At 60.3% G+C, this 26,212-nt stretch carries 28 protein-coding genes and 1 tRNA gene; 16 read left to right on the top strand and 13 right to left on the bottom strand.

Going from position 1 to position 26,212, the window contains the following annotated elements; genetic code table 11:
* Positions 1-6: 6 nt before the first annotated feature.
* The 13 genes from AC1RMF_RS03815 to fabG all read left to right on the top strand — a co-directional run bounded on the left by AC1RMF_RS03815 (position 7) and on the right by fabG (position 11,214).
* Positions 7-294, top strand: coding sequence for a phosphopantetheine-binding protein (locus tag AC1RMF_RS03815; RefSeq protein ID WP_342617338.1), 288 nt, complete (start codon positions 7-9; stop codon positions 292-294).
* Positions 294-929: a COG4648 family protein gene (locus AC1RMF_RS03810; RefSeq protein WP_493139651.1), complete on the top strand. Its 636-nt coding sequence runs from the start codon at positions 294-296 to the stop codon at positions 927-929. The genes AC1RMF_RS03815 and AC1RMF_RS03810 overlap by 1 nt, the downstream gene beginning before the upstream one ends.
* Positions 929-2,305 carry an AMP-binding protein gene (locus tag AC1RMF_RS03805; protein ID WP_493139649.1) on the top strand — a complete coding sequence of 459 codons (1,377 nt, stop codon included), beginning with the start codon at positions 929-931 and terminating at the stop codon, positions 2,303-2,305. The genes AC1RMF_RS03810 and AC1RMF_RS03805 overlap by 1 nt, the downstream gene beginning before the upstream one ends.
* On the top strand, positions 2,302-2,595 hold the full coding sequence (locus tag AC1RMF_RS03800) for a 3-hydroxyacyl-ACP dehydratase FabZ family protein (RefSeq protein ID WP_342617335.1): 294 nt from the start codon (positions 2,302-2,304) through the stop codon (positions 2,593-2,595). The genes AC1RMF_RS03805 and AC1RMF_RS03800 overlap by 4 nt, the downstream gene beginning before the upstream one ends.
* Positions 2,592-3,515, top strand: coding sequence for a lysophospholipid acyltransferase family protein (locus AC1RMF_RS03795; RefSeq protein ID WP_493139647.1), 924 nt, complete (start codon positions 2,592-2,594; stop codon positions 3,513-3,515). Before AC1RMF_RS03800 ends, AC1RMF_RS03795 begins: the two co-directional genes overlap by 4 nt.
* The gene (locus AC1RMF_RS03790) at positions 3,502-4,101 is read left to right on the top strand and encodes a LolA-related protein (RefSeq protein ID WP_493139645.1); all 600 of its coding nucleotides are present in this window, start codon (positions 3,502-3,504) and stop codon (positions 4,099-4,101) included. Before AC1RMF_RS03795 ends, AC1RMF_RS03790 begins: the two co-directional genes overlap by 14 nt.
* Positions 4,098-6,452, top strand: a complete 2,355-nt coding sequence (locus AC1RMF_RS03785; protein ID WP_493139643.1) for an MMPL family transporter — start codon at positions 4,098-4,100, stop codon at positions 6,450-6,452. The genes AC1RMF_RS03790 and AC1RMF_RS03785 overlap by 4 nt, the downstream gene beginning before the upstream one ends.
* On the top strand, positions 6,424-7,122 hold the full coding sequence (locus AC1RMF_RS03780) for an alpha/beta fold hydrolase (RefSeq protein ID WP_493139641.1): 699 nt from the start codon (positions 6,424-6,426) through the stop codon (positions 7,120-7,122). Before AC1RMF_RS03785 ends, AC1RMF_RS03780 begins: the two co-directional genes overlap by 29 nt.
* Positions 7,119-7,916, top strand: coding sequence for a polysaccharide deacetylase family protein (locus AC1RMF_RS03775; protein WP_493139639.1), 798 nt, complete (start codon positions 7,119-7,121; stop codon positions 7,914-7,916). The genes AC1RMF_RS03780 and AC1RMF_RS03775 overlap by 4 nt, the downstream gene beginning before the upstream one ends.
* Before the next feature lie 102 nt (positions 7,917-8,018).
* Positions 8,019-9,212, top strand: a complete 1,194-nt coding sequence (locus AC1RMF_RS03770) for a beta-ketoacyl-[acyl-carrier-protein] synthase family protein (RefSeq protein ID WP_493139638.1) — start codon at positions 8,019-8,021, stop codon at positions 9,210-9,212.
* A complete protein-coding gene (locus AC1RMF_RS03765) occupies positions 9,209-10,009 on the top strand; it encodes a beta-ketoacyl synthase chain length factor (protein WP_493139636.1) in 801 nt (266 codons plus the stop codon). The genes AC1RMF_RS03770 and AC1RMF_RS03765 overlap by 4 nt, the downstream gene beginning before the upstream one ends.
* Positions 10,006-10,482: a hotdog family protein gene (locus AC1RMF_RS03760; RefSeq protein WP_493139634.1), complete on the top strand. Its 477-nt coding sequence runs from the start codon at positions 10,006-10,008 to the stop codon at positions 10,480-10,482. The genes AC1RMF_RS03765 and AC1RMF_RS03760 overlap by 4 nt, the downstream gene beginning before the upstream one ends.
* A gap of 12 nt (positions 10,483-10,494) precedes the next feature.
* Positions 10,495-11,214 (top strand): 3-oxoacyl-ACP reductase FabG, encoded by a 720-nt coding sequence (gene fabG / locus AC1RMF_RS03755; protein WP_493139632.1) that lies wholly within the window; start codon positions 10,495-10,497, stop codon positions 11,212-11,214.
* Here the strand turns inward: fabG and AC1RMF_RS03750 are convergent.
* The 13 genes from AC1RMF_RS03750 to uvrB all read right to left on the bottom strand — a co-directional run bounded on the left by AC1RMF_RS03750 (position 11,211) and on the right by uvrB (position 22,061).
* Positions 11,211-11,993 carry a glycosyltransferase family 2 protein gene (locus AC1RMF_RS03750; protein ID WP_493139631.1) on the bottom strand — a complete coding sequence of 261 codons (783 nt, stop codon included), beginning with the start codon at positions 11,991-11,993 and terminating at the stop codon, positions 11,211-11,213. The two genes, fabG and AC1RMF_RS03750, sit on opposite strands and share 4 nt — an antisense overlap.
* A gap of 1 nt (position 11,994) precedes the next feature.
* Positions 11,995-12,648 (bottom strand): lysophospholipid acyltransferase family protein, encoded by a 654-nt coding sequence (locus tag AC1RMF_RS03745; protein ID WP_493139629.1) that lies wholly within the window; start codon positions 12,646-12,648, stop codon positions 11,995-11,997.
* Positions 12,649-13,083: 435 nt separating this feature from the next.
* On the bottom strand, positions 13,084-13,524 hold the full coding sequence (locus AC1RMF_RS03740) for a bacteriohemerythrin (protein WP_342617323.1): 441 nt from the start codon (positions 13,522-13,524) through the stop codon (positions 13,084-13,086).
* A gap of 201 nt (positions 13,525-13,725) precedes the next feature.
* A tRNA-Val gene (locus AC1RMF_RS03735) sits at positions 13,726-13,800 on the bottom strand.
* A gap of 39 nt (positions 13,801-13,839) precedes the next feature.
* Positions 13,840-14,544, bottom strand: a complete 705-nt coding sequence (gene dnaQ / locus AC1RMF_RS03730) for a DNA polymerase III subunit epsilon (protein ID WP_493139626.1) — start codon at positions 14,542-14,544, stop codon at positions 13,840-13,842.
* A gap of 15 nt (positions 14,545-14,559) precedes the next feature.
* On the bottom strand, positions 14,560-14,898 hold the full coding sequence (gene fdx, locus AC1RMF_RS03725) for an ISC system 2Fe-2S type ferredoxin (protein ID WP_493139624.1): 339 nt from the start codon (positions 14,896-14,898) through the stop codon (positions 14,560-14,562).
* An 8-nt stretch (positions 14,899-14,906) separates the two neighbouring features.
* On the bottom strand, positions 14,907-16,763 hold the full coding sequence (gene hscA, locus AC1RMF_RS03720; RefSeq protein ID WP_493139622.1) for a Fe-S protein assembly chaperone HscA: 1,857 nt from the start codon (positions 16,761-16,763) through the stop codon (positions 14,907-14,909).
* An 8-nt stretch (positions 16,764-16,771) separates the two neighbouring features.
* Entirely contained in the window at positions 16,772-17,287 is a 516-nt protein-coding gene (gene hscB / locus AC1RMF_RS03715; RefSeq protein WP_493139620.1) for a Fe-S protein assembly co-chaperone HscB, read from the bottom strand.
* Complete coding sequence (iscA, locus tag AC1RMF_RS03710; RefSeq protein ID WP_342617318.1) at positions 17,284-17,607, bottom strand: iron-sulfur cluster assembly protein IscA; 324 nt, start codon at positions 17,605-17,607, stop codon at positions 17,284-17,286. Before iscA ends, hscB begins: the two co-directional genes overlap by 4 nt.
* Position 17,608: 1 nt before the next feature.
* Positions 17,609-17,995 (bottom strand): Fe-S cluster assembly scaffold IscU, encoded by a 387-nt coding sequence (iscU, locus tag AC1RMF_RS03705; RefSeq protein WP_342617317.1) that lies wholly within the window; start codon positions 17,993-17,995, stop codon positions 17,609-17,611.
* Between the two features lie 22 nt (positions 17,996-18,017).
* The gene (locus tag AC1RMF_RS03700) at positions 18,018-19,238 is read right to left on the bottom strand and encodes an IscS subfamily cysteine desulfurase (protein WP_493139617.1); all 1,221 of its coding nucleotides are present in this window, start codon (positions 19,236-19,238) and stop codon (positions 18,018-18,020) included.
* A gap of 50 nt (positions 19,239-19,288) precedes the next feature.
* On the bottom strand, positions 19,289-19,825 hold the full coding sequence (gene iscR / locus AC1RMF_RS03695; protein ID WP_342617315.1) for a Fe-S cluster assembly transcriptional regulator IscR: 537 nt from the start codon (positions 19,823-19,825) through the stop codon (positions 19,289-19,291).
* 100 nt (positions 19,826-19,925) lie between these two features.
* A complete protein-coding gene (uvrB, locus tag AC1RMF_RS03690) occupies positions 19,926-22,061 on the bottom strand; it encodes an excinuclease ABC subunit UvrB (RefSeq protein WP_493139615.1) in 2,136 nt (711 codons plus the stop codon).
* 130 nt (positions 22,062-22,191) lie between these two features.
* On the opposite strand from uvrB, the gene AC1RMF_RS03685 reads away from it, so the two are divergent.
* Genes AC1RMF_RS03685 through AC1RMF_RS03675 form a run of 3 tightly spaced genes read left to right on the top strand, consistent with a single transcriptional unit; the run spans position 22,192 to position 26,210 of the window.
* Positions 22,192-23,388 (top strand): amino acid aminotransferase, encoded by a 1,197-nt coding sequence (locus AC1RMF_RS03685; RefSeq protein WP_493139613.1) that lies wholly within the window; start codon positions 22,192-22,194, stop codon positions 23,386-23,388.
* Positions 23,389-23,398: 10 nt separating this feature from the next.
* Positions 23,399-24,742 carry a phospholipase C/P1 nuclease family protein gene (locus tag AC1RMF_RS03680; protein ID WP_342617312.1) on the top strand — a complete coding sequence of 448 codons (1,344 nt, stop codon included), beginning with the start codon at positions 23,399-23,401 and terminating at the stop codon, positions 24,740-24,742.
* A 52-nt stretch (positions 24,743-24,794) separates the two neighbouring features.
* Positions 24,795-26,210 carry a polyhydroxyalkanoate depolymerase gene (locus AC1RMF_RS03675; protein WP_493139610.1) on the top strand — a complete coding sequence of 472 codons (1,416 nt, stop codon included), beginning with the start codon at positions 24,795-24,797 and terminating at the stop codon, positions 26,208-26,210.
* Positions 26,211-26,212 lie beyond the last annotated feature (2 nt).

The following is a 26,212-nucleotide window of genomic DNA, read 5'->3' as shown; positions in this document are numbered from 1 at the left end:
TAGACCATGAACCAAGAACCTGCAAGCACTGCACCCAACCTGAGCCTGGAGTTGGAAGTTGCCGAACTGATCGTGTCGGCACTTAACCTGGAGATCGCGGCAAAGGACATTGCCCCGGAGGCCACTCTGTACGGCGACGGGCTCGGGCTGGATTCCATAGACATTCTGGAAATCGCACTGGTAGTGTCCAAGCGTTTCGGCATACAGATCAAGGCCGAGAGCGAAGACAACTTTCAGAACTTCAGTTCCTTGCGCAGTCTGAGCGCGTATATCGCCGCCAACCGGACCACCTAGTGTCTATCAAGCAGTCGCTGGGATTGGCTTTGTTGGCCATTGTCGGTGCGACCTACCTCGGCTTGAGCTACGCCATCACGGTGGCCGAGCATCCGACGTTGGCCATGCTGGCCTTCAGCATCGCGCCGCTGGCGACGCTTGCGCTGGCCTCTGCCTGGAACGCCAAGGCGCGGGGTCTGGCGCTGGGCCTTTTTGCCGTTGCCGCCGTCGTCACCCTGCTGAATCTGGAGCCGCTGCGCGCCCACACGGCCTGGCTGTACTTCATACAACATGCGGGCACCATGACGCTGCTGTGCCTGAACTTCGGTCGCACCTTGGGCCATGGTCATGAAAACGCGCTGTGCTCCCGTCTCACGACTCTGATCCTGCACACCTCCGTGGACGCGCGCTACATGTACTACACATGGAAGGTCACGCTGGCCTGGACCATTTATTTTGGCTGCAGCGCACTGCTTTCGGTTGTGCTGTTCTTTGGCGCGCCCATTGCGGTTTGGTCCGTGTTTGCCGACCTGCTGACCCCTTTGCTTATTGGCGCGATGTTTGTAGGCGAATATCTGATCCGCGTGCGAACCATGCCGCAGCGCGTGCATTTCAGCATTGCAGAGACCATTCGCGCGTACCGCAAGCAGTCCTGATGGCCCCCACCCTGCTGCCCCCCCAGACGTATTTGCCTTTGTTGCCGGACGCACCCGGCGATTCGATTCTGGCCTACCGCCAGACGCAGCCCGTTACGCGTGCCGAATTCCTGGGCCATGTACAGGGTGTGGCCGAGAAACTGCCTGCCGGTGCACCGGTGCTGAACCTCTGCGCCGACCGCTACTGGTTTGCCGTATCCCTGTTCGCCGCGATCGCGCGCGGCAGCAACAGTCTGCTGCCAAACTCATCCGCACCTGAGCACCTTGCCGCCGTGGCGGCCACCCTGCCGAACCCGATCTGCGTGAACGACCAGCAAACTGTCACGCTGGGTCATCTGCCCAACATACGTGTGGACGCCGTGCCGCCGCAAGCCAGTTCCTGGGTGGAAAAAATCCCACAGATCCCCTTCGGTCAGCGCATTGCCACCGTCTTTACTTCGGGCAGCACGGGAGTGCCCCAGGCACATCACAAGTCCTTCGGACGCTTGCAACACTGTGCCGAGCAGGCACGCAAGCGTTTGTGGGCCATAGCCGGTGGTCCATGCACGGTCTTGGGCACCGTGCCCTTTCGCCACATGTACGGTCTGGATTTGACCGTGCTCCTGCCACTGTTGGGCGGCACCTACCTGAGCTCTCGGTTGCCCTTTTTTCCGGCTGATATTGCCGCCGCCTTGGCCGAGCTACCGGCGCGGCGTCTGTTGGTGACGACTCCGTTTCATCTGCGTACGCTGCTCAACGCCGAGATTGACCTGCCACCGATTGCCGCTGTGCTGAGTGCCACAGCCCCCCTTTCCATTGAGCTGGCCGCCCGAGCCGAAAGCATGCTGGGTGCACCGGTGTCGGAGATATTTGGCTCTACCGAAACCGGTCAGCTTGCCATGCGCAGACCGACGCAGCACGCGGAATGGGAAGTCTATGACGGCATCCAACTGCAGCAGCAGAATGGAGTGACCACGGCCAGTGGAGGCCACCTGGAAGCGCCGCAGGTACTGAACGACGCCGTCGAGATCCTGGGCCCGACGCGCTTTCACCTGCTGGATCGCCACGCCAACATGGTCAATATCGCGGGAAAACGCAGTTCCCTGGCCTTTTTGAACCACACCCTCATGCAGGTGCCGGGAGTGCAGGACGCTGAATTCTGGCTACCGCCCGTCAAGAACTCCATGGAGATCAGCCGCCTGGTAGCCTTTGTGGTGGCACCCGGACTTCAAACTGCCGACATATTGCAAGCCTTGCGTGGGCATCTGGACCCGGTCTTTCTGCCCCGTCCCATCGTGCAATTGGCAGCCCTGCCACGAGATGGCAACGGCAAGCTTTCGCAACGCGTACTACAGGCACTGGCTGAGGCTCACCTGCCTACGCGTCCTGCGCCATGAGCACATTGCATATCGCCGCTGACCACCCAGCGTTTGCTGGCCATTTTCCAGGCCGGCCCATCGTACCGGGCGTGCTGTTGCTGGACCTGGCAAAGAGCGCCATTGAAAGCGAAACCGGGTGTCTGCTGGTTGGTCTGGCGGAGGCCAAATTTCACAGCCCGGTCGGCCCCGGAGAACCGCTCGAATTGCGCTACGAATTGCGACCGGCCATGGTGCAGTTCGAGATTTTCAGTACCACACGCCGGGTCGCCAGCGGCCGCTTTCTGCTGCAGAAGGCAGTGCCCCCATGAGCAAGGCTGGTCAGAATCCGGAATGGATGCTGCGCAAGGAGCGAGGCAGCGTGTTCTGGCTGCATGCAATGGCCCAGCTCTCCCTTCGCCTGGGGCGGCGTTTGACGCGTCTGCTGGTGTTTTGCATCGCGCTGTACTTCCTGCTGGCTGCTCCCGCAGCGCGGCGCGCTTCACGGGACTATCTGACGCGCTGCCTGCAGCGTCGACCAGGCTGGATCGACGTGTACCGGCATTTTCTTGCCTTTGCCAGCACCATCCATGACCGCGTCTACTTTCTCAACGGCAGCACGAACCTGTTTGACATACGGACTCACGGTGCCGAAGCCGTCAAGGTGCTGCACCACGGGCAGCAGGGGCTGCTTCTGTTTGGCTCCCACCTGGGTAGTTTTGAAGTGCTGCACACCCTGGCTCGCGAAGAGTCCGGCATGCGTGTCTGTCTGGCGATGTACCCGGAAAATGCCCGCATGATCAATAGTGCGTTGCGGGCCATCAATCCCAGCCTGGTTCAGGAAATCATTGCCCTGGGTCACGCCCGTTCCATCCTGTTGATGCACCAACGCCTGCAAGAGGGCGCCATGGTCGGTATCCTGGCCGACCGCGCCACCGGGGCCAGCGATTATGAAGAGGTCATGTTTCTGGGGACACAAGCCAGTTTTCCGCTGGGACCATTCCGCATGGCAGCCATGCTGCGCCAGCCGCTGTACTTCATGGCCGGCCTGTACCAGGGCGCAAACCGCTATGACGTACATTTTGAAAAGTTGAGCGACTTCTCTGACACAACCACTGCAGGGCGCGAGGTGTTGGCAAGGGAGCTGATGCATGCCTACGTGGCAGTGCTGGAGCGACATTGCCGCGCGGCACCCTACAACTGGTTCAATTTCTATGACTTCTGGAAACCCGACAGCCGTGCCGAAAACTGACTCATGGACGTGGCGGTCGCGCCGCTTTGCCGCTGCCCTGCTGTGTCTGGGAGCGTTGGGCGCGCAGGCAGCCGACTTCAAGCTAACCGATCTGATGAAGCTGCTGCAGCAACAGAAATCCAGCACTGCAAGCTTTGTGGAAACCCGGCGTCTGGCTCTGATAGACAAGCCGCTGGAATCCTCCGGCGAACTCAGTTTCAACGCACCGGACCGGCTGGAAAAGCGCACGCTCAAACCCCACCCGGAATCACTGGTCCTGGACGGAGACAAGCTCAGCATCACGCAGGGCGACAAGCGTCCCTATACCGTCAGACTGCAACAGTATCCGGAAGTCGCCGCACTGGTCGACAGCATTCGGGGCGCATTGGCGGGAGACCAGCAGGCGCTGGAGAAAAACTACACGCTTGAATTGAGCGGAACGGCCGACAAATGGCAGTTGGTGCTGGCGCCCAGCCAGCCCGCGCTGGCCAAAATCGTTCGCCGCATCCGCATGGCCGGCCGTCAGGCGGCACTGCAAACCATTGACATCGAGCAGGCTGACGGTGACAGCTCGGCGATGGTGATTTCCCGTCCGGCCACGCCATGAACAGGACGCACCGTGGCCTGACGCTGTCGCTCTGGTTGGGCGCCATGGCGATTTGCGCGGCGCTGGTTGCGCAGACCCACTTCGTGTCTGACTTGTCAGCCTTCATGCCGCGCATGCCAAGCGAGCGGCAACAATTGCTGGTGGAGCAGCTACGTGATGGCATCGTCGCCCGCCTCGTCATGATCGGCATCGAAGGCGGAACCCCACAGGAGCGTGCCCGCGAGTCCCAGGCGCTGGCGCAGCGCCTGAGCACGCAGGCGGCCTTCAAATCGGTGCAAAACGGTGATGAACGGACCCAGCAACGCGACCGTGACTATTTCTTCCACAACCGCTACCTGCTCAGCCCTGCCGTGTCGGCCGAACGTTTCACACCGGATGGCCTGCGCCAAGCCATTGGCGCCTCCATTGAGGCCCTGTCGGGCGATGCCGGCATGCTGCTCAAGAAACTGCTGCCGCACGACCCCACGGCAGAAACCCTGCAGGTCCTGCAGCAGTTTTCGGGCGACAACCAGCCCAATTCCAGCGAGGGGGTATGGGCCTCACCTGACGGTTCTCGAGCCCTGCTGCTGGTCCAGCTGAACGCTCCCGGCACCGACACCGAGGCGCAATCCCAGGCACTGTCCCTGATCCGCAGCAGCTTTGAAAGCGTGCGCGACGGGCAGGCTCAAACGCGGCTCCTCATGAGCGGTACCAGTGTGTTTGCCGTGTCCTCACGAGCCACCATCGAGAATGAGGTGCGTCGCCTCGCCATTGCCAGCTTCTTGCTCGTGATCAGTCTGCTCCTGCTGGTTTACCGATCGCTTGCTCTGCTGCTGCTGGGCCTGGTGCCGGTGGCCTCGGGCGCGCTGACCGGCGTTGCGGCGGTCAGTCTGGGTTTCGGCCACGTACACGCGCTGACCCTGGGCTTTGGCACCACCTTGATTGGAGAGGCGGTGGATTATTCCATTTATCTGTTCATCCAAGGCAGCGCTCAGACAAACATGCGCACGTTCTGGCGCACGATTCGATTGGGTGTGATGACCTCAACGGCGGGCTTTGCCGCGCTGTTGTTCTCGGGCTTTCCCGGTCTGGCCCAATTGGGCTTGTATTCGATTGCCGGACTGGTAGCCGCCGCACTCGTGACCCGATTTGTGCTGCCTCTGCTGATGCCTCAACGACCAAAGCTGCGCGACCTGGGCCGGGCCGGGCTGCTGCTGGACCGGGTGTTTCATCGGGCTGTCCGGCTGAACTGGGTGGTAGCCGCTCTGCTTCTGCTGGCAGGGGGCACCGTCCTGTACCACGGTGCCCACATCTGGAACCTTCAGGTATCCGCGCTCAGCCCGATCTCCGCAGCGGACCAAGAACTGAATGCGCAGTTGCGTGCCGAGCTGGGGGCGCCGGACATGCGCTACATCGCAACCATCAATGCCGCCGATCAGGAGAGTGCATTGCAACTGGCCGAGCAGACCGGCGCCGTATTTCGCCACCTGGTCGAGCAAGGCTCCCTGGGAGGCTACAACTCGCCAGCTTTGGTATTGCCCAGCCTGGCCACGCAACAGGCGCGTCGTATCGCGCTGCCTGATGCGCGCCAGGCGCGTGCCACCCTGCAGGCGGCCTTGGCTGGCTTGCCACTCAAGGCCGAACGGCTGGAAGGGTTTCTGCAGGACCTGGAAACCAGCCGCAACGCCCCCCCCCTGGTGCGCGCCGACCTGCAAGGCAGTTCCGGTGCCCTGCTGCTGGATTCCCTGTTGATCCAGCGAGACGGCAAGTTCATGGCTCTCATGCCTTTGCGCCCTGTGGCCACAGGCCACGAGGCGCAGCCCATTGATCTTGCCCTGCTCCACGCGGCCTTGCAGCAGGCCGGTTTGTCGCAGGTCGTGCTGATTGATCTGCAGGAAGAAACCTCCAGTCTGTTTCAAAGCTATCTGCATGAGGCTGTGCTGCTGTCCGGTCTGGGCTGCCTTGCAATTGTTCTGCTCTTGCTGCTGACCCTGGGTTCACTGCGCCGTACTGTGCGCGTGGTGCTGCCGTTGGCCTGTGCCGTGCTGTGCGTCACAGCCTTGCTGTTGGCCCAGGGCATCCAGTTGACCATCCTGCATCTGGTGGGGCTGTTGTTGGTGGTGGCGGTAGGCTCGAATTACGCGCTCTTCTTCGACGGCAGCGACCCTGCCGAGACCGACGCCAGCCGACGCCAGAAGCAGACCTCTCTGGTTGTCGCCAACCTGACCACCGTGGGCAGCTTCGGCTTGTTGGGCTTTTCCTCCGTTCCGGTGCTGTCCGCCATTGGCAGCACCGTGGGCCCGGGTGCTTTTCTGGCCCTGGTCTTTTCGGCCGTTCTGGCACGTGCACGCACCCATGCTGGCGTTGTTTGATCGTTGTCCTGGGAAAGCACCGGCACGGCGACTGCTGATCCTGCTGCCGCCGGCCGAAGCCACTCCCGAAGATTTCTTTGCCCAGGGCTTTGTGGACGCAGTGCGCCAACACGGCATCGATACCGACATTCTTCTGGCGGGTGTCGACTACCAGCACGTCATGGCAAAAACCGTGTCCGCCGAACTGGCCCGGCAAATCCAGTCGTATGCACAAGGCACGCCCTATTCGGAAATCTGGCTGGCTGGCATATCGTTGGGTGCGTTCAATGCCCTGGGGTTCGCCGCCACGTGTGACCAAGCCCTGGCAGGATTGCATTTGATGGCCCCCTATCCCGGAACGCGTGACATCCTGCGAGAGATACATGATGCTGGCGGCGCGCTGAACTGGGTGGATTCGCCGCAATGCACGGATGTGGACGAGCGACAGTGGTGGCGCTGGCTTGCCCGTCAGGCGAAAACCGGTAGATGGGATATGCCCATCTCCCTGAGCCTGGCTACGCGCGACCGGTTTATCACGGGTCAGAATTTGCTGGCCGCATTGCTACCCGAGCAGCAGGTGCATTGCGTCGACGGCGCCCACGACTGGGCCGCCTGGATGACAATGTGGGAACACTGGCTGGCGCACGGCCCGCTGACCACCCCGATGTCCCACCCTGCACTTGCCCCATGACTGGCTGGCGTCCCTCTCTTTTCCTGCTGACCACAGCGTTGCTGCACCTGGCGGCGCTGCCGCTTCTGGCCATGGGTCTATGGGGGTGGGCATTGGGCTGGCTGGTCACGTTGCACCTGCTCATCATGGCGGCGAGCCTGTGGCCGCGCAGCCAATGGCTGGAGCCCAACATGCTGCGTTTACCAGCGACCGCCGCAAGCAGACGCGAAGTCGCCATCACCATAGACGACGGCCCCGATCCGGTCGTCACGCCGCAGGTGTTGCACATCCTGGCTGCCCACGGCGCGAAGGCCACCTTTTTCTGCATTGGCGAACGTGCCGCGCGCCACCCGGAGTTGTGCCGCTCCATTCTTGCCGCGGGCCATGCGATCGAAAACCATGGGCAAACGCACCACATGCTGTGTTCGCTGTTCGGGCCGGCTCGGTGGCGCCGCGAAGTGGGTGACGCACAGGCCACACTGCTGGGCATCACGGGGCGCAGGCCGATCTACTATCGTGCCATGGCGGGCTTGCGCAACCCCTTTCTGGCACCGGTGCTGCACGCCCTGGGGCTGCAATTGGTGACCTGGACGCGACGCGGTTACGACAGCCGCGATGGCAACGCCGACCAGGTTCTGGCGCGCTTGCTGCGCCAACTGGCTGCGGGCGACATCTTGCTGTTGCACGACGGCCACTGTGCACGCACGCGCCAGGGTCAGCCTGTCATTCTGGCGGTGCTTCCGCGCCTGCTGGAGCATTTGTCCGCACATCACCTTCAGGCGGTGACGCTTGCCGACGCATGCGCAACGCCCTGATGTGGACGTATGCGCTGGACTGCGGCGATGGCCGGTAGCGTGGTCCACTTGAATGTCCGCTAGCTTCGCTAGAATTCCCCCTCTTTCACAGGTACTTGCTGCGTGTCTTCCCTTTGCCTCACGGCCTTCACCATGACCAGTGCGCTGGGTGCCGGATTGGACGCCACGCGCCTGGCTCTGCGCAGCCAGCGTTCCGGCCTGCGACCTGGCCCCTGGCGAGACGTGGCACTGCAAACTTGCATCGGCGAGGTCGATGGCCTCGACCAGATGGCCTTGAGCGCGAATCTGGCCGCGTACGACAGCCGCAACAACCGACTGGCGCAACTGGCGTTGGCGCAGGACGGATTCAGCGACCATGTGCAGCGTGCCATCACCCGCTATGGGCAACAGCGGATCGGTGTGTTTCTGGGCACAAGCACCTCTGCCATCCTGAGCTCCGAACTGGCTTACCGGCAGCGCGACCCGCACAGCGGTGCCTTGCCCGAGGGTACGCCTTACCAGACCACCCATGACATGTACTCGGTTGCCGACTTTGTGCGGCGACGCCTGGGCCTGCAAGGCCCGGCCTGCGTCGTTTCCACCGCCTGCTCCTCCAGCGCCAAAGTGTTTGGCATGGCCCGGCGCATGATGTCCGCTGGCCTGATCGACGCGGCGCTGGTCGGTGGCGTCGATTCGCTGTGCTACACCACGCTGTACGGGTTCCACTCCCTGCAGCTGCTGTCCGGGCAGCCCAGCCGGCCTTTTGACGTGGAACGCGATGGCATTTCAATTGGCGAAGGTGCGGCCTTTGCACTGCTGGAACGTGAAAGCCTGGCACAGGCAGGCGATGTGCTACTCACTGGCGTCGGGGAGTCCAGCGATGCACACCATATGTCGGCACCGCATCCGCAGGGCCTGGGGGCGCAACTGGCCATGCAAAAGGCGCTGACCATGGCGGGTCTGCAGGCAGACCAGATCGACTACATCAATTTGCATGGGACCTCCACGCCCGGCAACGATTCGGCAGAGGACAAAGCAGTGTGTGCGCTGTTCGGTCAGCAGACTGTCTGCAGCTCCACCAAAGGCCATACCGGCCACACACTGGGTGCAGCAGGCGCCATCGAGGCGGTGGTCTGCGCCCTGGCGCTGCAAGATGGTTTTGCACCGGGCGGTGTTGGCACCCAGGTGCTGGACCCGGCTTTGCATTGCAACTACCTGCTGACCAACCTGGATCAGCCCATGCAGCATGTGCTGAGCAATTCCTTCGGCTTTGGCGGCAGCAACTGCAGCCTGGTGTTTTCCTTGAAGTCCGTATGAGCACGCTTTCCATCCATGTCGACGGCATTGGCCTGTTTGGCCCTGGTCTTTCCGGGTGGAGCACAGCCGTACCCGTGCTGACGGGCGAGCAGGCCTATGCGCCGGCGCCCATGCAGTTGCCGCCCCTGGACGCGCTGCCTGCGGCCGAGCGGCGGCGGGTGGGCACGGCTGTCAAACTTGCCTTGTCCATCGGCTTTGATGCCGTGCGCGGGGCCGGGGCCGACGCCGCTCAACTGGCCACCGTTTTTTCTTCCAGCGCCGGAGACTGCGACAACTGCCACAACCTTCTTGAAGCGCTGGCCTCAGCGGACCGTTCCGTGTCGCCCACACGATTTCACAATTCGGTACACAACGCGGCCTCCGGCTACTGGAGCATTGCTACGGGTTGCATGGCGCCGTCCACCAGCCTGAGCGCCTTTGATGCCACCTTTGCCGCTGCGCTGTTGGAAGCCGCCACCCAGGCGCTGGATAGCGCGGCGCCCTGCCTTCTGGTGGCCTACGACACGGTGTACCCTGAACCGCTTCACAGCTTGCGGCCCATCGCCTCACCCTTTGGCGTGGCCATGGTGCTCAACCCGCAACGCACTGAGCAATCGCTGGCACGGCTGGAAATCGGTTGGACGAGCAATGTGGACACATCCATGGCGGATGCAGCACTGGAATCCCTGCGACGGAACAATCCGTCGGCCCGCAGTCTGCCTTTGCTGCAGCAACTGGCGCGAGGAACGCCCGACAAGGTAGTGATCGAATACCTGGATACAACGAACCTTGCGCTGACGGTGCAGCCATGCCCATGAGCTCCCCTCCTGGGCCTGCACCCTACCTGCCAAACAGGGATTGGATTGCCGCCCATATCCCACATCAGGGTGATATGTGCCTGCTCGACGCGGTCGAGCAATGGGATGAGACCGATATCGTGTGCCGCGCCAGCAGCCACAATAGCCCGGACAACCCGCTACACAGCCAGCAAGGGCTGGGCATCTGTATCGGCATCGAATATGCGGCCCAGGCCATGGCGGTGCATGGGGCACTGCTGGCGGGCACCGACTGCGCCCCCGGTAGCGGATACCTGGCCAGTGTGCGCAACGTGGAGTGGACACAGCCCCAACTGAACACGGCGGGTGAAGATCTGCATATTCGAGCGCAGCGAATTTCCGGCAATGAAGGCAGTTTCTTATATGCCTTCAGCATCCACGCCGGGACACGACAGCTGCTGAGCGGACGTGCCAGCGTGCTGCAGGCAACGGCCTCGGCCAACCCACTTTTTTGAATCGGAACCCGCATGAAACGTGCTTTGGTTACAGGGGGAAGCGGTGCGATTGGTGCCGCCATCTGCCACCAGTTGGCCAACGATGGCTACCATGTGGTGGTTCATGCCAATAGCCAACCGGCCTTGGCCCAGGCCGTTTGTGAGTCCATTGTCGCGGCTGGCGGGTCGGCCCAAGCCCTGCAGTTCAATGTGGTGGATGCCGAAGCGACGCGTCAGGCGCTGGAGGTGCTGCTGGAAGACGGCCCAGTACAAGTGCTGGTGAACAATGCCGGAATTCACGATGACGCAGTATTTCCAGGCATGCGCCCCGACCAATGGCACAGCGTCATCGACGTATCGCTCCACGGTTTCTTCAACGTCACCCAGCCATTGTCCATGCCCATGATTCGCAGTCGCTGGGGTCGCATCATTTCCGTCTCGTCGATCGCCGGCATCACCGGCAACCGTGGACAAACCAATTACGCGGCAGCCAAGGGAGGCCTGCATGCTGCCACCAAGTCCCTGGCGCTGGAGCTGGCAAGCAGAGGCATCACGGTGAATGCCGTGGCGCCAGGCATCATCGATACCGCCATGAGCAGCGGCAGCTTCGACGAAGCGGCCATTGCACGCATGGTGCCCATGAAGCGCGCCGGCACGGCACAGGAAGTGGCTCACCTCGTCTCTTTTCTGGCATCGGAGCGAGCGGCCTACATCACAGGCCAGATCATCTCGATCAACGGCGGCATGGCCTAGGCAGCACCTCCACGGTCGGCCAGCGCAACCAGTCGCCGCAGCAGCAACCACGGAAGGCGCAAGACAAAGCCCAGCATCAGACGGGTGTGCATCCACGTCAGCAGCCGGTTATCACGCCAGTAGTTGAAATGAGAGACGCCGCCTTCGTTCGCCGTCAGATATTTGACCGGCGCAGGCAGATTGATCGGTCGAACGCCGCTCCAGCAAAGGCGCACCACGGCCTCCGGGTCGAAGTCAAATCGCCGCATCCAGCGCTGATCGTGCATGATCCGGCGCAACGGCCCTATGGGATACACCCGAAAACCGTATAGGGAGTCACCAATGCCCATCCACAGCGTTTCCAGATTGGCCCACCCGTTGGAAATTTTGCGCCCATAGACACGCAATGCAGGTGCCGATGCATCAAACACCGGCACTCCCAGCACCATTGCACTAGGGTTGGCAGCAGAGCACGCCATGAAGTCCGGGATCAGCACCGCGGGATGTTGACCATCCGAATCCATGCACAAGGCATGCGTAAACCCTGCGGCGGCGGCCACGTCAATGCCGTGCAACACGGCGGCACCTTTGCCCTGGTTCTGCGTCAATACCAGCACTTTGAGGCCGTCGTCGCCTTTCGCCATTTCCTGCAATCCCGCCGCCGTGCCGTCGCTGCTACCGTCCACCACCACCCATACCGGATTCCAGCGGGTGCGCGCTTCACGCACGGTCTGGTAGACCCGAGGACCGGGGTTGTAGCTGGGTATCAAGACCAAATGGGTGGCAGATGCAGTGTTCACATTAGAGCGTCAGGTTGGGGTCAATTGAGCAGTGCATTGCCTGCAGATAGTAATTTTGCAGTTGCTCGACCGTTTCGCAGCTGGGTACCGTTGTTGGCAGGTCAGCACCCAGCCTGGCCTGGTAACGCACCGGAAACTGCGGGGGGCGCCAAATTTTCCAGCCCTTGCTTAGATACGGAGAGTTGGTCAGCAGCAAAATCGGCTGCAGCGGAGCCTGGGCGCGCCTGGCAATCACGGCAAACCCTGGTTTGATCGGATTGAGTGGCTGGCGCGTCGTGCGGGTGCCCTCAGGAAACGCCAGCAGCAAGTCGCCACTTCGCAGTGCGGCAACGGCTTCGCGCAACAGGCGCTCGGAACTGCGATTGGACACATATCCGGCCAAGTATGCACCGACCGCCAGGAACAGATTGGTCCCAATGCTTGCCTTCATCAGACAGGTCGCCCGCCGCACCCGCGACAAGACCAGGAACACATCGATCATGCTGGGGTGGTTGGCGACCAGCAACAGCCTTGTGCGGCCATTGAGTGCGTCCAACGCCCGCAGATCCAGCTCCATCAACCCGCAACTTACACAACTGGCCAGAAAAAGCCTGAAGACTGCACTGATCAGCTCCTGCACCAAGGGCTTGCGAAACGTACGACGTGTGGCCAGCAAGGGTAGACAGACAGCACTTCCCAACAGAAGAAGCAGGCCCAGCCAAAGTAGCAACAGGTAGAAAAGGCAGACTTGTATAAATCGGCGTGGCGTAAATTGTTTAACGTGCATCTGTCTCTGAATACTACCGCGTCACCCATCCCAATATTCAAGAAATCCACCAGAGCTGACGCAGCCTGCCGCACCTGTTGCGGAGTTAAAGGCAACTTCAACCTTGAGAGGTATGTCAGCACATGGTGGTCTCGGTCCGGCGGAAATTCTATCTGCTGCCATTTCGTCCACCTCCAGGAAAGATCATCCCCAAGGGACGATGGCGAACAGCATGCGAGATTCCATGCAACAGTATTCGATACGTCGTCGCGCGGCTAATGCCCAGTAATGCGGCGACCTCCGGGATACTCCCCTGTGCATTTTTCCGTAACGCACGCGAGGGGACTACATCGAAGCGCTGCGGAAGTGGCGCTCCGACGCTAGATGCTCTCTTTCCGCCATGGCCTTTGCCAAGGGCACATCCCAAAGCCGGATGTGATCCTTGACCCACCAAGTCAGATAGCGGTACATGGCCATGGGTTCGAATCTCTGGCCCGATTGCAGCTTGTCATGCATCTCTTGCAGTTGCTTGAGCAACTCGGCGTGCGCTGCAAAGTGGTACTCCGCGAACTTATAGGCAACGTGCTCCATTTCGCGCTCTTCCCGCGAAAAATGCTCACTGGCGAAGTTCTGCAGTTCTTCGACACTGGCACACAGATCGGCGCCACCCAGCTTGCGCGCAATGGCCTCCAGCACAACATTCACGTGCCTCACCAGCTCTTGGTGTTCGGCATCAACATAAGGGTTGCCGGTGGCAAGGGACTGTGTCCAGACAAACAAGCTCATGAGTTCCCCTTTCGCGTGCACCCAGACAGATTTGGCGCTCCATGGAAAGCGCAGTATCAAGAAGGAAATGACAATTCGTTTTGCGCAAGATCAGTTCATCATTGATTTGCCAACCTGGAAGGCAGCTGAATTCACCGTGGACAACAAAAAAGCCCGTAACCATGTGGGTTACGGGCTTCTCGGATGTCAGACTGGGTTGTCTGGTGGGCGATGCAAGTTTCGAACTTGCGACCCCTGCAGTGTGAATGCAGTGCTCTACCCCTGAGCTAATCGCCCTGAATTTGTTTCAGGAAAGCCTGCGATTATACATAGAAATCAGGCTGCTTCTTTCCAAATAGCTTTTCCGCCGCTGGCTTTGTCAATTTGCTGAATCAACTCCAGGTGGGCGGTGAGCTCCTGCGGGTTTGCGGCAAGCACAGGAAGGTCCAGGCGGCTGAAGTCAACCTTCTCCACGATGATGCCCGTCTGCTCGGCTGGCTCCCCGACTTCCATCAGCAGGGCATCCTGGCCGCGTGTCATGTTGATGTAGACATCCGCCAGCAGTTCTGCATCCAGCAGCGCGCCGTGCAACGTCCGTCCGGAATTGTCGACTTCCAGGCGATCACACAGGGCGTCCAGGCTGTTGCGCTTGCCGGGGAACATCTCCTTGGCCATGACCAAGGTGTCGATCACACCGGACACATGCTCCTTGAACAGCGGCAGCTTGAGCAGGCTGAGTTCAGCGTTCAAGAAGCCAATGTCAAACGCCGCGTTGTGAATGATGACTTCGGCATCTTTCACGTAATCGAGGAACTGTTGCGCCACCTCTCCAAACTTGGGCTTGTCCTTGAGGAACTCGGAGGTGATGCCGTGCACCTTGAGTGCCTCTTCGTGGCTTTCGCGGCCCGGGTTCAGATACAGGTGCAGGTTGTTGCCGGTGAGCTTGCGGTTGACCAGCTCCACACAACCGATTTCAATCACGCGGTCACCCTGCTCGGCATAAAGACCCGTCGTTTCGGTATCCAGAAAAATTTGACGCATAAGCCGAGTATCTGCCTAGTGGTTTTCTTTGGCGTGGTTGATGGAGTACTTGGGGATTTCCACCACCAAATCCTTTTGCGCAAGAATGGCCTGACAGCTCAGACGTGAGTTGGGCTCCAGTCCCCAGGCCCGGTCCAAGAGGTCTTCCTCGGTCTCGTCCAGCTCGTTGAGCGACGAGAAGCCTTCACGCACCACCACGTGGCAGGTGGTGCAGGCGCAGCTCATATCGCACGCATGCTCGATGGCAATGCCGTTTTCCAGCAGCGCTTCACAAATGGATGTGCCTGCGGGCGCTGACACTTGGGCGCCCTGCGGACAGTATTCCGGGTGCGGCAGTATCTTGATGATGGGCATGGTGGGGCTTAAATAGTTTCTATGTTCTTGCCTGCAAGAGCCTGGGCAATGCCATGGTTCATGCGGGCTGCAGCAAATGATTCGGTAGCTTGCGCCAGTGCCTTGGACAAGGCTTCAATATGGGCTGCATCGGTACTGCTCAAAGAATGCTCGCTGGCCTGCATGGCCCGGTCAATCTCCGAGCGCTCCTCTGCAGACAGCAATGCGCTGTCAGCCGCCAGGGCACTGCGGGTTGCCAACAGCAGGCGATCGGCGTCCACACGGGCCTCCACCAGGGCACGTGCCTGCATGTCCTCTTGCGCGGTGCTGAAGCTGTCCTTGAGCATCTGCGCAATCTGGTCATCCGTCAGGCCATACGAAGGTTTGACGTCGATATGGGCTTCCACGCCGCTGAGCTGCTCCTTGGCGCTCACGCTCAAGAGCCCATCCGCGTCCACCGTGAAGGTGACGCGAATGCGCGCCACGCCGGCAGCCATGGGAGGAATGCCGCGCAGTTCAAAACGCGCCAGGCTGCGGCAATCGGCCACCATGTCGCGCTCACCCTGCACCACATGCAGCGCCAGCGCAGTCTGGCCATCCTTGTAGGTGGTGAAGTCCTGCGCCATGGCCGTAGGGATGGTCTGGTTGCGCGGAACAATGCGCTCCACCAGTCCGCCCATGGTTTCAATGCCTAGCGACAGCGGAATCACATCCAGCAGCAACAGGTCACCATCAGGGTTGTTGCCTGCCAACTGATTGGCCTGAATGGCAGCGCCCAGGGCCACCACTTCATCCGGATTCAGATTGACCAGCGGCTCCTGCTCAAAGAACGCGCGGGCGGCGTCACGAATCTGCGGCATGCGGGTGGAACCACCCACCATGACCACGCCCTTGATGTCATTCTTGGTCAAGGATGCATCGCGCAGCACCTTCTTGACAGCCTGCATGGTGCGCTGGGTCAAGGCTGCGGTCAAAGTCTCAAACTGCTCGCGGTTGAGTGACAGATCCATGTCACCCGTGGAAAGCTCCACTTCTGCCGGAACAATTTCCTCAGAAGAAAGCGCTTCCTTGCATTGCCGAGCCGCCGCGAGCAGCCGTGCCTGGTCTTCCATGGAGCTCACTGTCAGGCCGCTTTGTTGCAACAGCCAATCGGCCAGTGCGCGGTCGTAGTCGTCACCGCCCAGTGCCGAATCGCCGCCGGTTGCAAGTACTTCAAACACACCCGCAGACAAGCGCAGGATGGAGATGTCGAAGGTGCCACCACCCAGGTCGTACACCGCGTACACGCCCTCGGATGCGTTGTCCAGGCCATAAGCAATCGCTGCGGCCGTGGGCTCGTTGATCAGGCGCAACACGTTCAACCCGGCCAACTGGGCAGCGTCTTTGGTGGCTTGGCGCTGTGCGTCGTCAAAGTACGCAGGCACAGTGATCACCGCACCAAAAATGTCGTCATTGAAGGTGTCTTCAGCACGGTAACGCAAGGTCGCCAGAATCTCTGCGCTGACCTCTACCGGGCTTTTTTCACCGGCGATGGTCTGCACTTTCACCATGCCTGGGGCGTCAACCAAGGCATACGGCAACTTATCGGCATGGGCGACATCCCGCAGTCCACGCCCCATCAAACGCTTGACCGAGGCAATCGTGTTGCCCGGATCACTCACCTGGTTCTCCAGGGCTTCAAAGCCGATTTGGCGGCGCTGCGCATCCAGGTAGCGCACCACACTGGGCAGGATCACGCGACCCTGGGCGTCTGGTAGACATTCGGCAACACCGTTGCGCACCGCTGCCACCAGGGAATGGGTGGTACCCAGATCAATGCCCACGGCCACGCGCCGCTGGTGCGGATTGGGTGATTGCCCAGGTTCGGAAATTTGTAAAAGCGCCATCGTACCTACTATGCGAACTGATCCAGCCGCTGATTCAAATCCTGGGTGAACTTTTCAATAAACATCAAGGTGCGCACCACCGACACGGCGGCGGCAAAGTCCTGCTTCTCGTCCAGCAGGGTGACGCATTGTTGCAGCAGATCCTTGCGGCTTCTTTGCACGTCCTGCGAAAGGGACTCCAGCGCGTCCGCACTGTCGGCGTCGTCCATGGCTTCACGCCATTCCATCTGTTGCATCAGAAAGGCTGCGGGCATCGCCGTGTTGCTATGGGCGTTCACCGGAAAGCCGGCCAGTTCGCACAGATATGCGGCACGGGCCAGCGGCTCCTTGAGACGCTGATAGGCCTCGTTGATACGGACCGACCATTGCATGGCAATGCGTTGCGCCGCCGCGCCTTGCGCAGCGAACTTGTCGGGATGCGCCTCACGCTGCAACGCCTTCCAGCGCGCATCGATGGCAGCGCGGTCTTGCGAAAACTGCCGGTTCAGACCAAACAGTTCGAAATCATCATCTTGTAGATTCACACCCGGAACGACTCGCCGCAGCCGCACTTGTCCCGTTCATTGGGATTGTTGAAACGAAAGCCTTCATTCAAGCCCTCACGCACGAAATCCAGCTGGGTACCGTCAATGTAGGCCAGGCTCTTGGGATCCACCAGCACCTTGACGCCATGGCCCTCGAACACGATATCTTCGGGAGCCAACTCGTCCACATACTCCAGCTGATATGCCAGGCCGGAGCAGCCGGTGGTCTTGACGCCCAGACGCACCCCCACACCCTTGCCACGCTTGGCAAGGTAGCGGTTGACGTGGCGCGCAGCGGCCTCTGTCAGGGTAACGGCCATATCAGTTCAGGTGTTTTTTCTTGTAATCTTCCACCGCTGCCTTGATGGCATCTTCGGCCAGGATGGAGCAGTGAATCTTCACGGGTGGCAATGCGAGTTCCTCGGCAATCTCGCTGTTCTTCAAGGCAGCTGCCTGATCCAGCGTCTTGCCCTTGACCCACTCGGTCACCAGTGAGCTGGACGCAATAGCTGATCCACAGCCATAGGTCTTGAAGCGCGCGTCTTCGATCACACCGGTTTGCGGATTGACCTTGATCTGCAGCTTCATCACGTCGCCGCAGGCTGGTGCGCCCACCATGCCAGTGCCCACGTCCTCATCACCTTTTTCAAAGGAACCCACGTTGCGGGGATTCTCATAGTGATCCACGACTTTTTCAGAATAGGCCATTTGGTTTACCTCTTTATATGGTTCAGTGTGCAGCCCATTGGATGGTGCTGATGTCAATGCCGTCTTTGTACATGTCCCACAGCGGACTCAAGTCGCGCAGCTTGGCCACGTTCTTCTTGATGGTGTCCACGGCGTAGTCAATCTCTTCTTCGGTGGTCCAGCGGCCAATCGTCATGCGCAGGCTGCTGTGGGCCAATTCATCGCTACGCCCCAGGGCGCGCAATACGTAGCTGGGCTCCAGGCTGGCAGAAGTGCAGGCGGAGCCACTGCTGACGGCCAAGCCTTTGATACCCATGATCAGCGACTCGCCTTCCACATAGTTGAAGCTCATGTTCAGGTTGTGCGGCACACGCTTTTCGGTGTGGCCGTTGATGAACACCTGCTCCACATCCTTCAAGCCGTTGAGCATGCGATCGTGCAGGGCACGGATGCGGATGTTCTCGGCGCCCATTTCTTCCTTGGCGATGCGGTAGGCCTCACCCATGCCAACGATCTGGTGCGTGGGCAAGGTGCCACTGCGCATACCGCGCTCGTGGCCACCGCCATGCATCTGCGCCTCCAGGCGGATGCGGGGTTTGCGGCGCACGAACAGTGCACCAATGCCCTTGGGGCCGTATGTCTTGTGGGAGGTCAGGCTCATCAGATCTACCGGCAGTGTCGCCAGATCAATGTCCACACGTCCGGTAGCCTGCGCCGCGTCCACGTGGAAGATCACGCCCTTTTCGCGGCAGATGGTGCCGATGGCGGCAATGTCCTGGATCACACCGATTTCGTTGTTGACGAACATGACGCTGGCCAGAATGGTATCGGGACGGATAGCCGCCTTGAAGGCTTCCAGGTCCAGCAAGCCGTCCGGCTGCACATCCATGTATGTCACGTCAAAGCCCTGGCGCTCCAACTCGCGGCAGGTATCCAGCACGGCCTTGTGCTCGGTCTTGACGGTGATGATGTGCTTACCCTTGGACTTGTAGAAGTGCGCTGCTCCCTTCAAGGCCAGGTTGTTGGATTCGGTAGCGCCGGAGGTCCAGACGATTTCGCGCGGGTCTGCGCCAATCAGTGCTGCCACCTGCTCCCGGGCTCTTTCCACCGCGGCCTCCGCTTCCCAGCCCCAGGCATGGCTGCGCGAAGCAGGGTTGCCAAAATGGCTGCGCAACCAGGGAATCATGGCGTCCACCACCCGCTGGTCGCAGGGATTGGTAGCGCTGTAGTCCATGTAAATCGGAAAGTGGGGTGTGGTATCCATGACTCGCTCGATGCAATCTAAAAATAAAGTACTGACTACTCTGTGGCCAATCAGCTCTTGGAAAAGGCATTGCCCAGTGCAAACACCGAATTCGGTGCATTCACCCGGATAGGTTTGACTGCCGGCATGGCCGAGATGGCGCGCTTGACGCTGGGCTTGTCTTCGATCTGCAGGCCCTTGGCCAACTGGTCATCCACCAGTTTTTGCAGAGTGACCGAATCCAGAAACTCCACCATGCGCGTATTGAGGGAGGCCCACAAATCATGCGTCATGCAGCGGTTGCCTTCACCCAGGCAGTTTTCCTTGCCTCCGCACTGGGTTGCGTCAATCGGCTCGTCCACCGAGACGATAATGTCGGCGACGGTAATGTCGCTGGCCTTACGGGCGAGCGTGTAACCGCCACCCGGTCCCCGGGTAGACTCCACCAGTTCATGGCGGCGCAGCTTGCCGAACAGTTGCTCCAGATAGGACAGCGAAATCTGCTGGCGCTGGCTGATGGCGGCCAGAGTGACCGGGCCGCTGGCTTGACGCAGGCCCAGATCGATCATTGCGGTGACCGCAAAGCGGCCTTTGGTTGTGAGACGCATGGCGAACTCCTTCTGTCCATTTGGTTGACTAACGGGCTCAAGTATAGCAAGAAACCAAGCGTTCTGCTCGGGTACCTAGACTGAGTAGTCGCAAACCCGACTATTTCGAAGGGATTGGCAATACGGCGATGTTGTCCATCCCCGGTGCGCCGAAGGCCTGCTGCTTGAGGATGTGCAACTGGTCGCGCACCCGGGCCGCCTTTTCGAACTCCAGGTTGCGGGCGTGCTCCATCATCAACTTTTCCAGCCGCTTGATTTCCCGTGACACGTCCTTCTCGCTCATCTCCTCCACCTGGGCACGCGCCAGGGCATCCCGCTCCAGGCGCTCGGCCTCCTTGCCCGCCTTTTCACTGTAGACGCCGTCGATCAGATCGCGCACCTTCTTGACAATGGCCTTGGGCGTGATGCCCCGCTCCAGGTTATGGGCAATCTGCTTCTTGCGCCGCCGTTCGGTCTCACCAATCGCGCGTTCCATGGAATCGGTGATCTTGTCTGCGTAGAGGATGGCCTTGCCTTCCAGGTTGCGCGCAGCACGGCCGATGGTCTGGATCAACGAGCGCTCGGAGCGCAGGAAGCCTTCCTTGTCCGCATCCAGAATCGCCACCAGCGATACCTCGGGAATGTCCAGCCCTTCACGCAACAGGTTGATGCCGACCAGCACGTCAAAGGTGCCCAAGCGCAGATCACGCAGGATTTCCACCCGTTCCACCGTGTCCACGTCGCTGTGCAAGTAACGCACCTTGACCCCGTTGTCGGTCAGGTAATCGGTGAGCTGCTCGGCCATGCGCTTGGTCAGCGTAGTGATCAGCACGCGCTCGTTCTTCTCCACACGGATGCGGATTTCCTGCAGCACGTCGTCCACCTGGGTGCTGGCTGGCCGAACCTCCACCTCGGGGTCGATCAGCCCCGTCGGGCGAACCACCTGTTCTACCACCTTGCCCGAATGGTCTTTCTCCCATTGCGCCGGCGTTGCCGAAACGAAGATGGCCTGGCGCATGCGCGCCTCGAACTCTTCAAATTTGAGCGGTCGATTGTCCAGGGCGCTGGGCAGGCGAAAGCCGTACTCCACCAATGTGGTCTTGCGTGCCCGGTCGCCGTTGTACATGCCACCAAACTGGCCGATCAACACGTGGCTCTCGTCCAGGAACATCACCGCATCCTTGGGGAGGTAATCGGTCAAGGTGGCAGGCGGCTCCCCGGGCGCAGAGCCACTCAGGTGGCGGGAGTAGTTTTCAATGCCCTTGCAGTGCCCCACTTCGCTGAGCATTTCCAGATCAAACCGGGTGCGCTGCTCCAGCCGCTGCGCTTCCACCAGCTTGCCCATGGACAGAAATTCCTTGAGTCGCTGCGCCAGTTCGATCTTGATGGTTTCCACAGCGCCCAGCACCTGCTCGCGCGGGGTGACGTAGTGGCTGCTGGGGTACACGGTAAAGCGCGGGATCTTTTGCCGGATGCGCCCGGTGAGCGGGTCGAACAGTTGAAGTGACTCGATTTCGTCGTCAAACAGTTCCACGCGGATGGCCATTTCGCTGTGCTCGGCCGGGAAGATGTCAATCGTGTCGCCGCGCACCCGAAAAGCGCCGCGCGAAAAATCGATGTCATTGCGCTGGTACTGCATGCGCACCAACTGGCTGATCATGTCGCGCTGCCCCATCTTGTCGCCGGTGCGCAGGGTCATGATCATCTGGTGGTAGGACTCGGGCGCGCCAATGCCGTAGATGGCCGACACCGTTGCCACGATCACCACATCGCGCCGCTCCAGAACGCTCTTGGTGCACGACAAGCGCATCTGCTCGATGTGTTCGTTGATGGCCGAGTCCTTCTCGATGAACAGATCGCGCTGCGGCACATAGGCTTCGGGCTGGTAGTAGTCGTAATAGCTAACGAAGTACTCCACGGCGTTCTTGGGAAAGAACTCGCGGAACTCGCTGTAGAGCTGCGCCGCCAGGGTCTTGTTGGGCGCAAACACAATGGCCGGGCGACCCAGCTGCGCGATGACGTTGGCCATGGTGAAAGTCTTACCCGATCCCGTTACGCCAAGCAGCGTCTGGAACACCTCACCATCGTTCACACCTTCCACCAGCTGGCGTATCGCCTCGGGCTGGTCACCCGCTGGAGGATAGGGCTGGTACAACTCAAAAGGCGAATCCGGGAAGTGGACAAAAGTGCCTGTGCGCCCGGACTCCGGAGCATCGACGGCAGCAATCACGGGCGCAACGGGTTTGGGGACGGACATAGGTGCAATTTCCACTGAAGCAAACCATCAACTGTATTCCAGCTCGCCCTCTGTTTGCTACCGGTTCCGGCACGACCCTAAACCACCGGTAAAATCTGGGGTTTTCCCCACCCCCTTTCAGGATCCGTTCATGTCACTTTTCTCTGCCGTCGAAATGGCCCCCCGCGACCCCATCCTGGGTTTGAACGAACAGTTCAACGCCGATACCAACCCCAAAAAGGTCAATCTGGGCGTGGGCGTGTACTTCGGCGACGACGGCAAGCTTCCCCTGTTGCAATGCGTGCAGGCCGCAGAAAAGACCATGATGGAAAAGCCCACCGCGCGCGGCTATTTGCCCATTGACGGTATTGCCGCCTATGACGCGGCAGTCAAGAGCTTGGTGTTCGGCGCCGACAGTGAACCCGTGACCTCCGGTCGCGTGGCTACCGTACAGGCCATTGGTGGAACGGGCGGCCTGAAGATCGGCGCTGACTTCCTCAAACACATCAGCCCCCATTCCAAGGTGCTGATTTCCGACCCCAGCTGGGAAAACCACCGTGCCCTCTTCACCAATGCCGGCTTCACCGTGGAAACCTATGCCTACTACGATGCGGCCAAGCGTGGCGTTAATTTTGAAGGAATGCTCGCCAGCCTGAACGCTGCGGCTCCCGGCACCATCATCGTGCTGCATGCCTGCTGCCACAACCCGACCGGCTACGACATCACCGCTGACCAATGGGATCAGGTGATTGCCGTGGTCAAGGCCAAGCAACTCACTCCGTTCCTGGACATGGCCTATCAGGGCTTTGGCCACGGCATCAAGGAAGACGGCGCCGTCATCGGCAAGTTTGTCGCAGCCGGCCTGAACTTCTTTGTGTCCACATCCTTCTCCAAGAGCTTCAGCCTGTACGGCGAACGCGTAGGCGGCCTGTCTGTTTTGTGCTCGGACAAGGAAGAAGCCAGCCGCGTGCTGAGCCAGCTCAAGATCGTGATCCGCACCAACTACTCCAACCCGCCCACCCATGGTGGTGCCGTGGTAGCCGCCGTGCTGAACAATCCCGAGCTGCGCGCCCTGTGGGAAAAGGAGCTGGGCGAAATGCGCGTGCGCATCAAGGCTATGCGCCAAAAGCTGGTGGATGGCCTCAAGGCGGCCGGCGTGAAGCAGGATATGAGCTTCATCACCACCCAGATCGGGATGTTCAGCTATTCGGGGCTTTCCAAGGACCAGATGGTGCGCCTGCGTACTGAGTTCGGCATCTACGGCACCGACACCGGCCGCATGTGTGTGGCGGCTCTCAACAGCAAGAACATCGACTACGTCTGTGAGTCCATTGCCAAGGTGATCTGACCGGCACCCCATGCGCTTTTTCCGTTCCACGGTACTGCTGCTGATCGCACTTGCTGCGACGCAGGCCATGGCGTGGGGCAGCCATACTTTGGCCACTTACCGGGCATTCGAGAAGATGCCCGAGGTGGTGAATGCCTCCGTCGTGACCGTGGAGCCCCTGGAAGCTTTTCTGCGGCTGGAAGAAAACACGATTGAAGCGCTGCTGGCCAGCGAAGAGGCCTGGGCCCGGTCCAATCTGGACAAGTACCCCGCACGGCCGGCGCCGCTGGCATTTGTGGCAGATCCGGCGCGCAGCGACGAAAGCAGGCGCACCGCGTTTCTGATGGCATTGCGCGTGGCGCCCAATGCCAAGTTCGCGTTGTACTACCAGCCGGACCCGTGGAACCCCACCACCGGCAGCCCGCTGCCGCTGAGTGCGGTAAGCACTCTGCCGGAAAGCGGCAACGGTACGCCCAAATTCATTTCGCTCAAGGTGGGAGAAGCCATTCCGGTGCTTTCCGTTTTGGCGTCAGCCGCAGAAGAGCCTGACTTCGGTCTGGACATCAACTTGTGGGAAGACAGCCCATCTGACTGGGGAAAGCAATACGGCTTTGGCACTCAGCCCTTTGGCAACCCGTCCCTGCCCTATGCCACGCAGGCGCCGTTCCATATGGGGTTCATGCACGAAAGCCGCATCCTGTATGTGGCTGCTCCGTTCATCAAGCGCACCTACCCTATGCTGCGCTTCCACCAGTTCTCCACACTGGCGTCCCTGGCGTTCCGTACCGACCATGCCTACTGGGGCTGGCGCTTTGCCGGTATGGCCCTGCACTATCTGCAAGACCTGACCCAACCCTACCACGCAACCCTGGCACCGGGCGAGCCCGCCTCCCGCCTGTTGCTCATCAACGCGCTGGCGATGGCTGGCATGAGCGGCATGAAGGATGAGATGACTGTGCTGCTTTCCAACCGCCATCTGGTGCTGGAAAAGTACCAAAGCGAGCTGCTGGAACGCGCAGCCTCAGCCCGCCAGGAAGGAATGCTGGAAAAGGCGCTGCACAACCCGGACAAGGACCGGACCTATCCGGAATGGAGCGATCGCTACCTGCGCGATGTGGTGAGCCTGCAGGCCAACCACGCCGCCGCAAGCCTAGTGACAACATTGTTGGCTACCATGCCGGCAAATTACGTTTCCAATCCGGGGTTTGACTTTGGCGTGAAGGAATCCGGCATCAACTTGCTCAGCGAATTGGCCAAACAGGATGCATCGGACCGCAACCGACTGGAAACCATGGTCGCCGAATTGATGGGCAATTTCGGCTCACACAGCAGAAATGCCATACGCGGGATACTTAGGGCAAGCTCTCCACCGTGATAGAGACAAAACTGCTATATTGCACTGCACCATTTTTATAAGAGAGTGATCCATGCTGTACCAGCTTTACGAAACACAACGCTCCCTGATGGAACCTTTCGCGGATCTGGCCAACGCCGCTGCCAAGGTTTACTCCAATCCGCTTTCGTTCGCCGGGCAAAACCCGTTTGCGCAGCGTATTTCGGCCACATACGACTTGTTGCACCGCCTAGGCAAGGACTACGAAAAACCGGAATTCGGCATTCGCACGATTGAAGTCGATGGCGTGGACGTTGCCATCCACGAGCGCGTAGAAATCAACAAGCCGTTTTGCGAGCTGCGCCGCTTCAAACGCTTCAGCGACGACACCCATATTCTTGCCAAGATCAAGAACCAGCCTGCGGTCCTGATCGTTGCGCCCCTGTCGGGCCACTACGCCACCTTGCTGCGCGACACCGTCAAGAGCATGTTGCGTGACCACAAGGTCTACATCACCGATTGGAAGAACGCACGCCTGGTTCCCTTGAGCGAAGGTGAGTTCCACCTGGACGACTACGTCAACTACGTGCAGGAGTTCATCCGCCACTTGCAAAAGCAGTACGGCAACTGCCACGTCATGAGCGTTTGCCAGCCCACCGTTCCGGTGCTGGCAGCGGTATCGCTGATGGCCAGCCGCGGAGAGAAGACTCCCTTGAGCATGACCATGATGGGCGGACCGATTGACGCCCGCAAATCGCCCACGGCGGTCAACAACCTGGCGATGAACAAGAGCCACACCTGGTTTGAGCACAACGTGATTTACCGCGTGCCCAGCAGCTTTCCCGGCGTAGGACGTCGCGTCTACCCTGGCTTCCTGCAGCACTCGGGTTTTGTGGCCATGAATCCGGACCACCACGCCAAGAGCCACTACGACTACTTCAAGGACCTGATCAAAGGGGACGACGCCAGTACCGAAGCCCACCGCAAGTTCTACGACGAATACAACGCCGTGTTGGACATGGACGCCGATTACTACCTGGAAACCATACGCGTGGTCTTCCAGGATTTCTGCCTGGTCAACGGGACCTGGGACGTCAAGAGTCCCGAAGGCAAGATTGAGCGGGTACACCCTGACGACATCAAGACCACTGCGTTGCTGTCCATTGAAGGTGAACTCGACGACATTTCGGGCTCTGGCCAAACGCAGGCCGTACACGAGATCTGCGGTGGTGTGCCCAAAGAAATGCAACGCCACTTCGAGGCCAAGGGCGCTGGCCACTATGGCATTTTCTCGGGTCGCCGCTGGCGCGAGCACGTGTATCCGGTGGTCAAGTCCTTCATTCTGGACCACAACACCCAGCCTGCGGCCAAGGAAACCCCACCCGTGGTGAAGGCCGTTGCAAAGGCTCCGGCAAAGGCCGCCGTGAAGACCCCCGCGAAAACCGTGGCTACCGCCGCCAGGAAGGCCGCCCCCAAGCCTGTGGCAAAACGCGCTGCGGCAAAAAAATGATG

This window comes from Rhodoferax sp. GW822-FHT04A08 (assembly GCF_058801025.1).
This window is presented reverse-complemented; position numbering and strand designations above follow the sequence as displayed.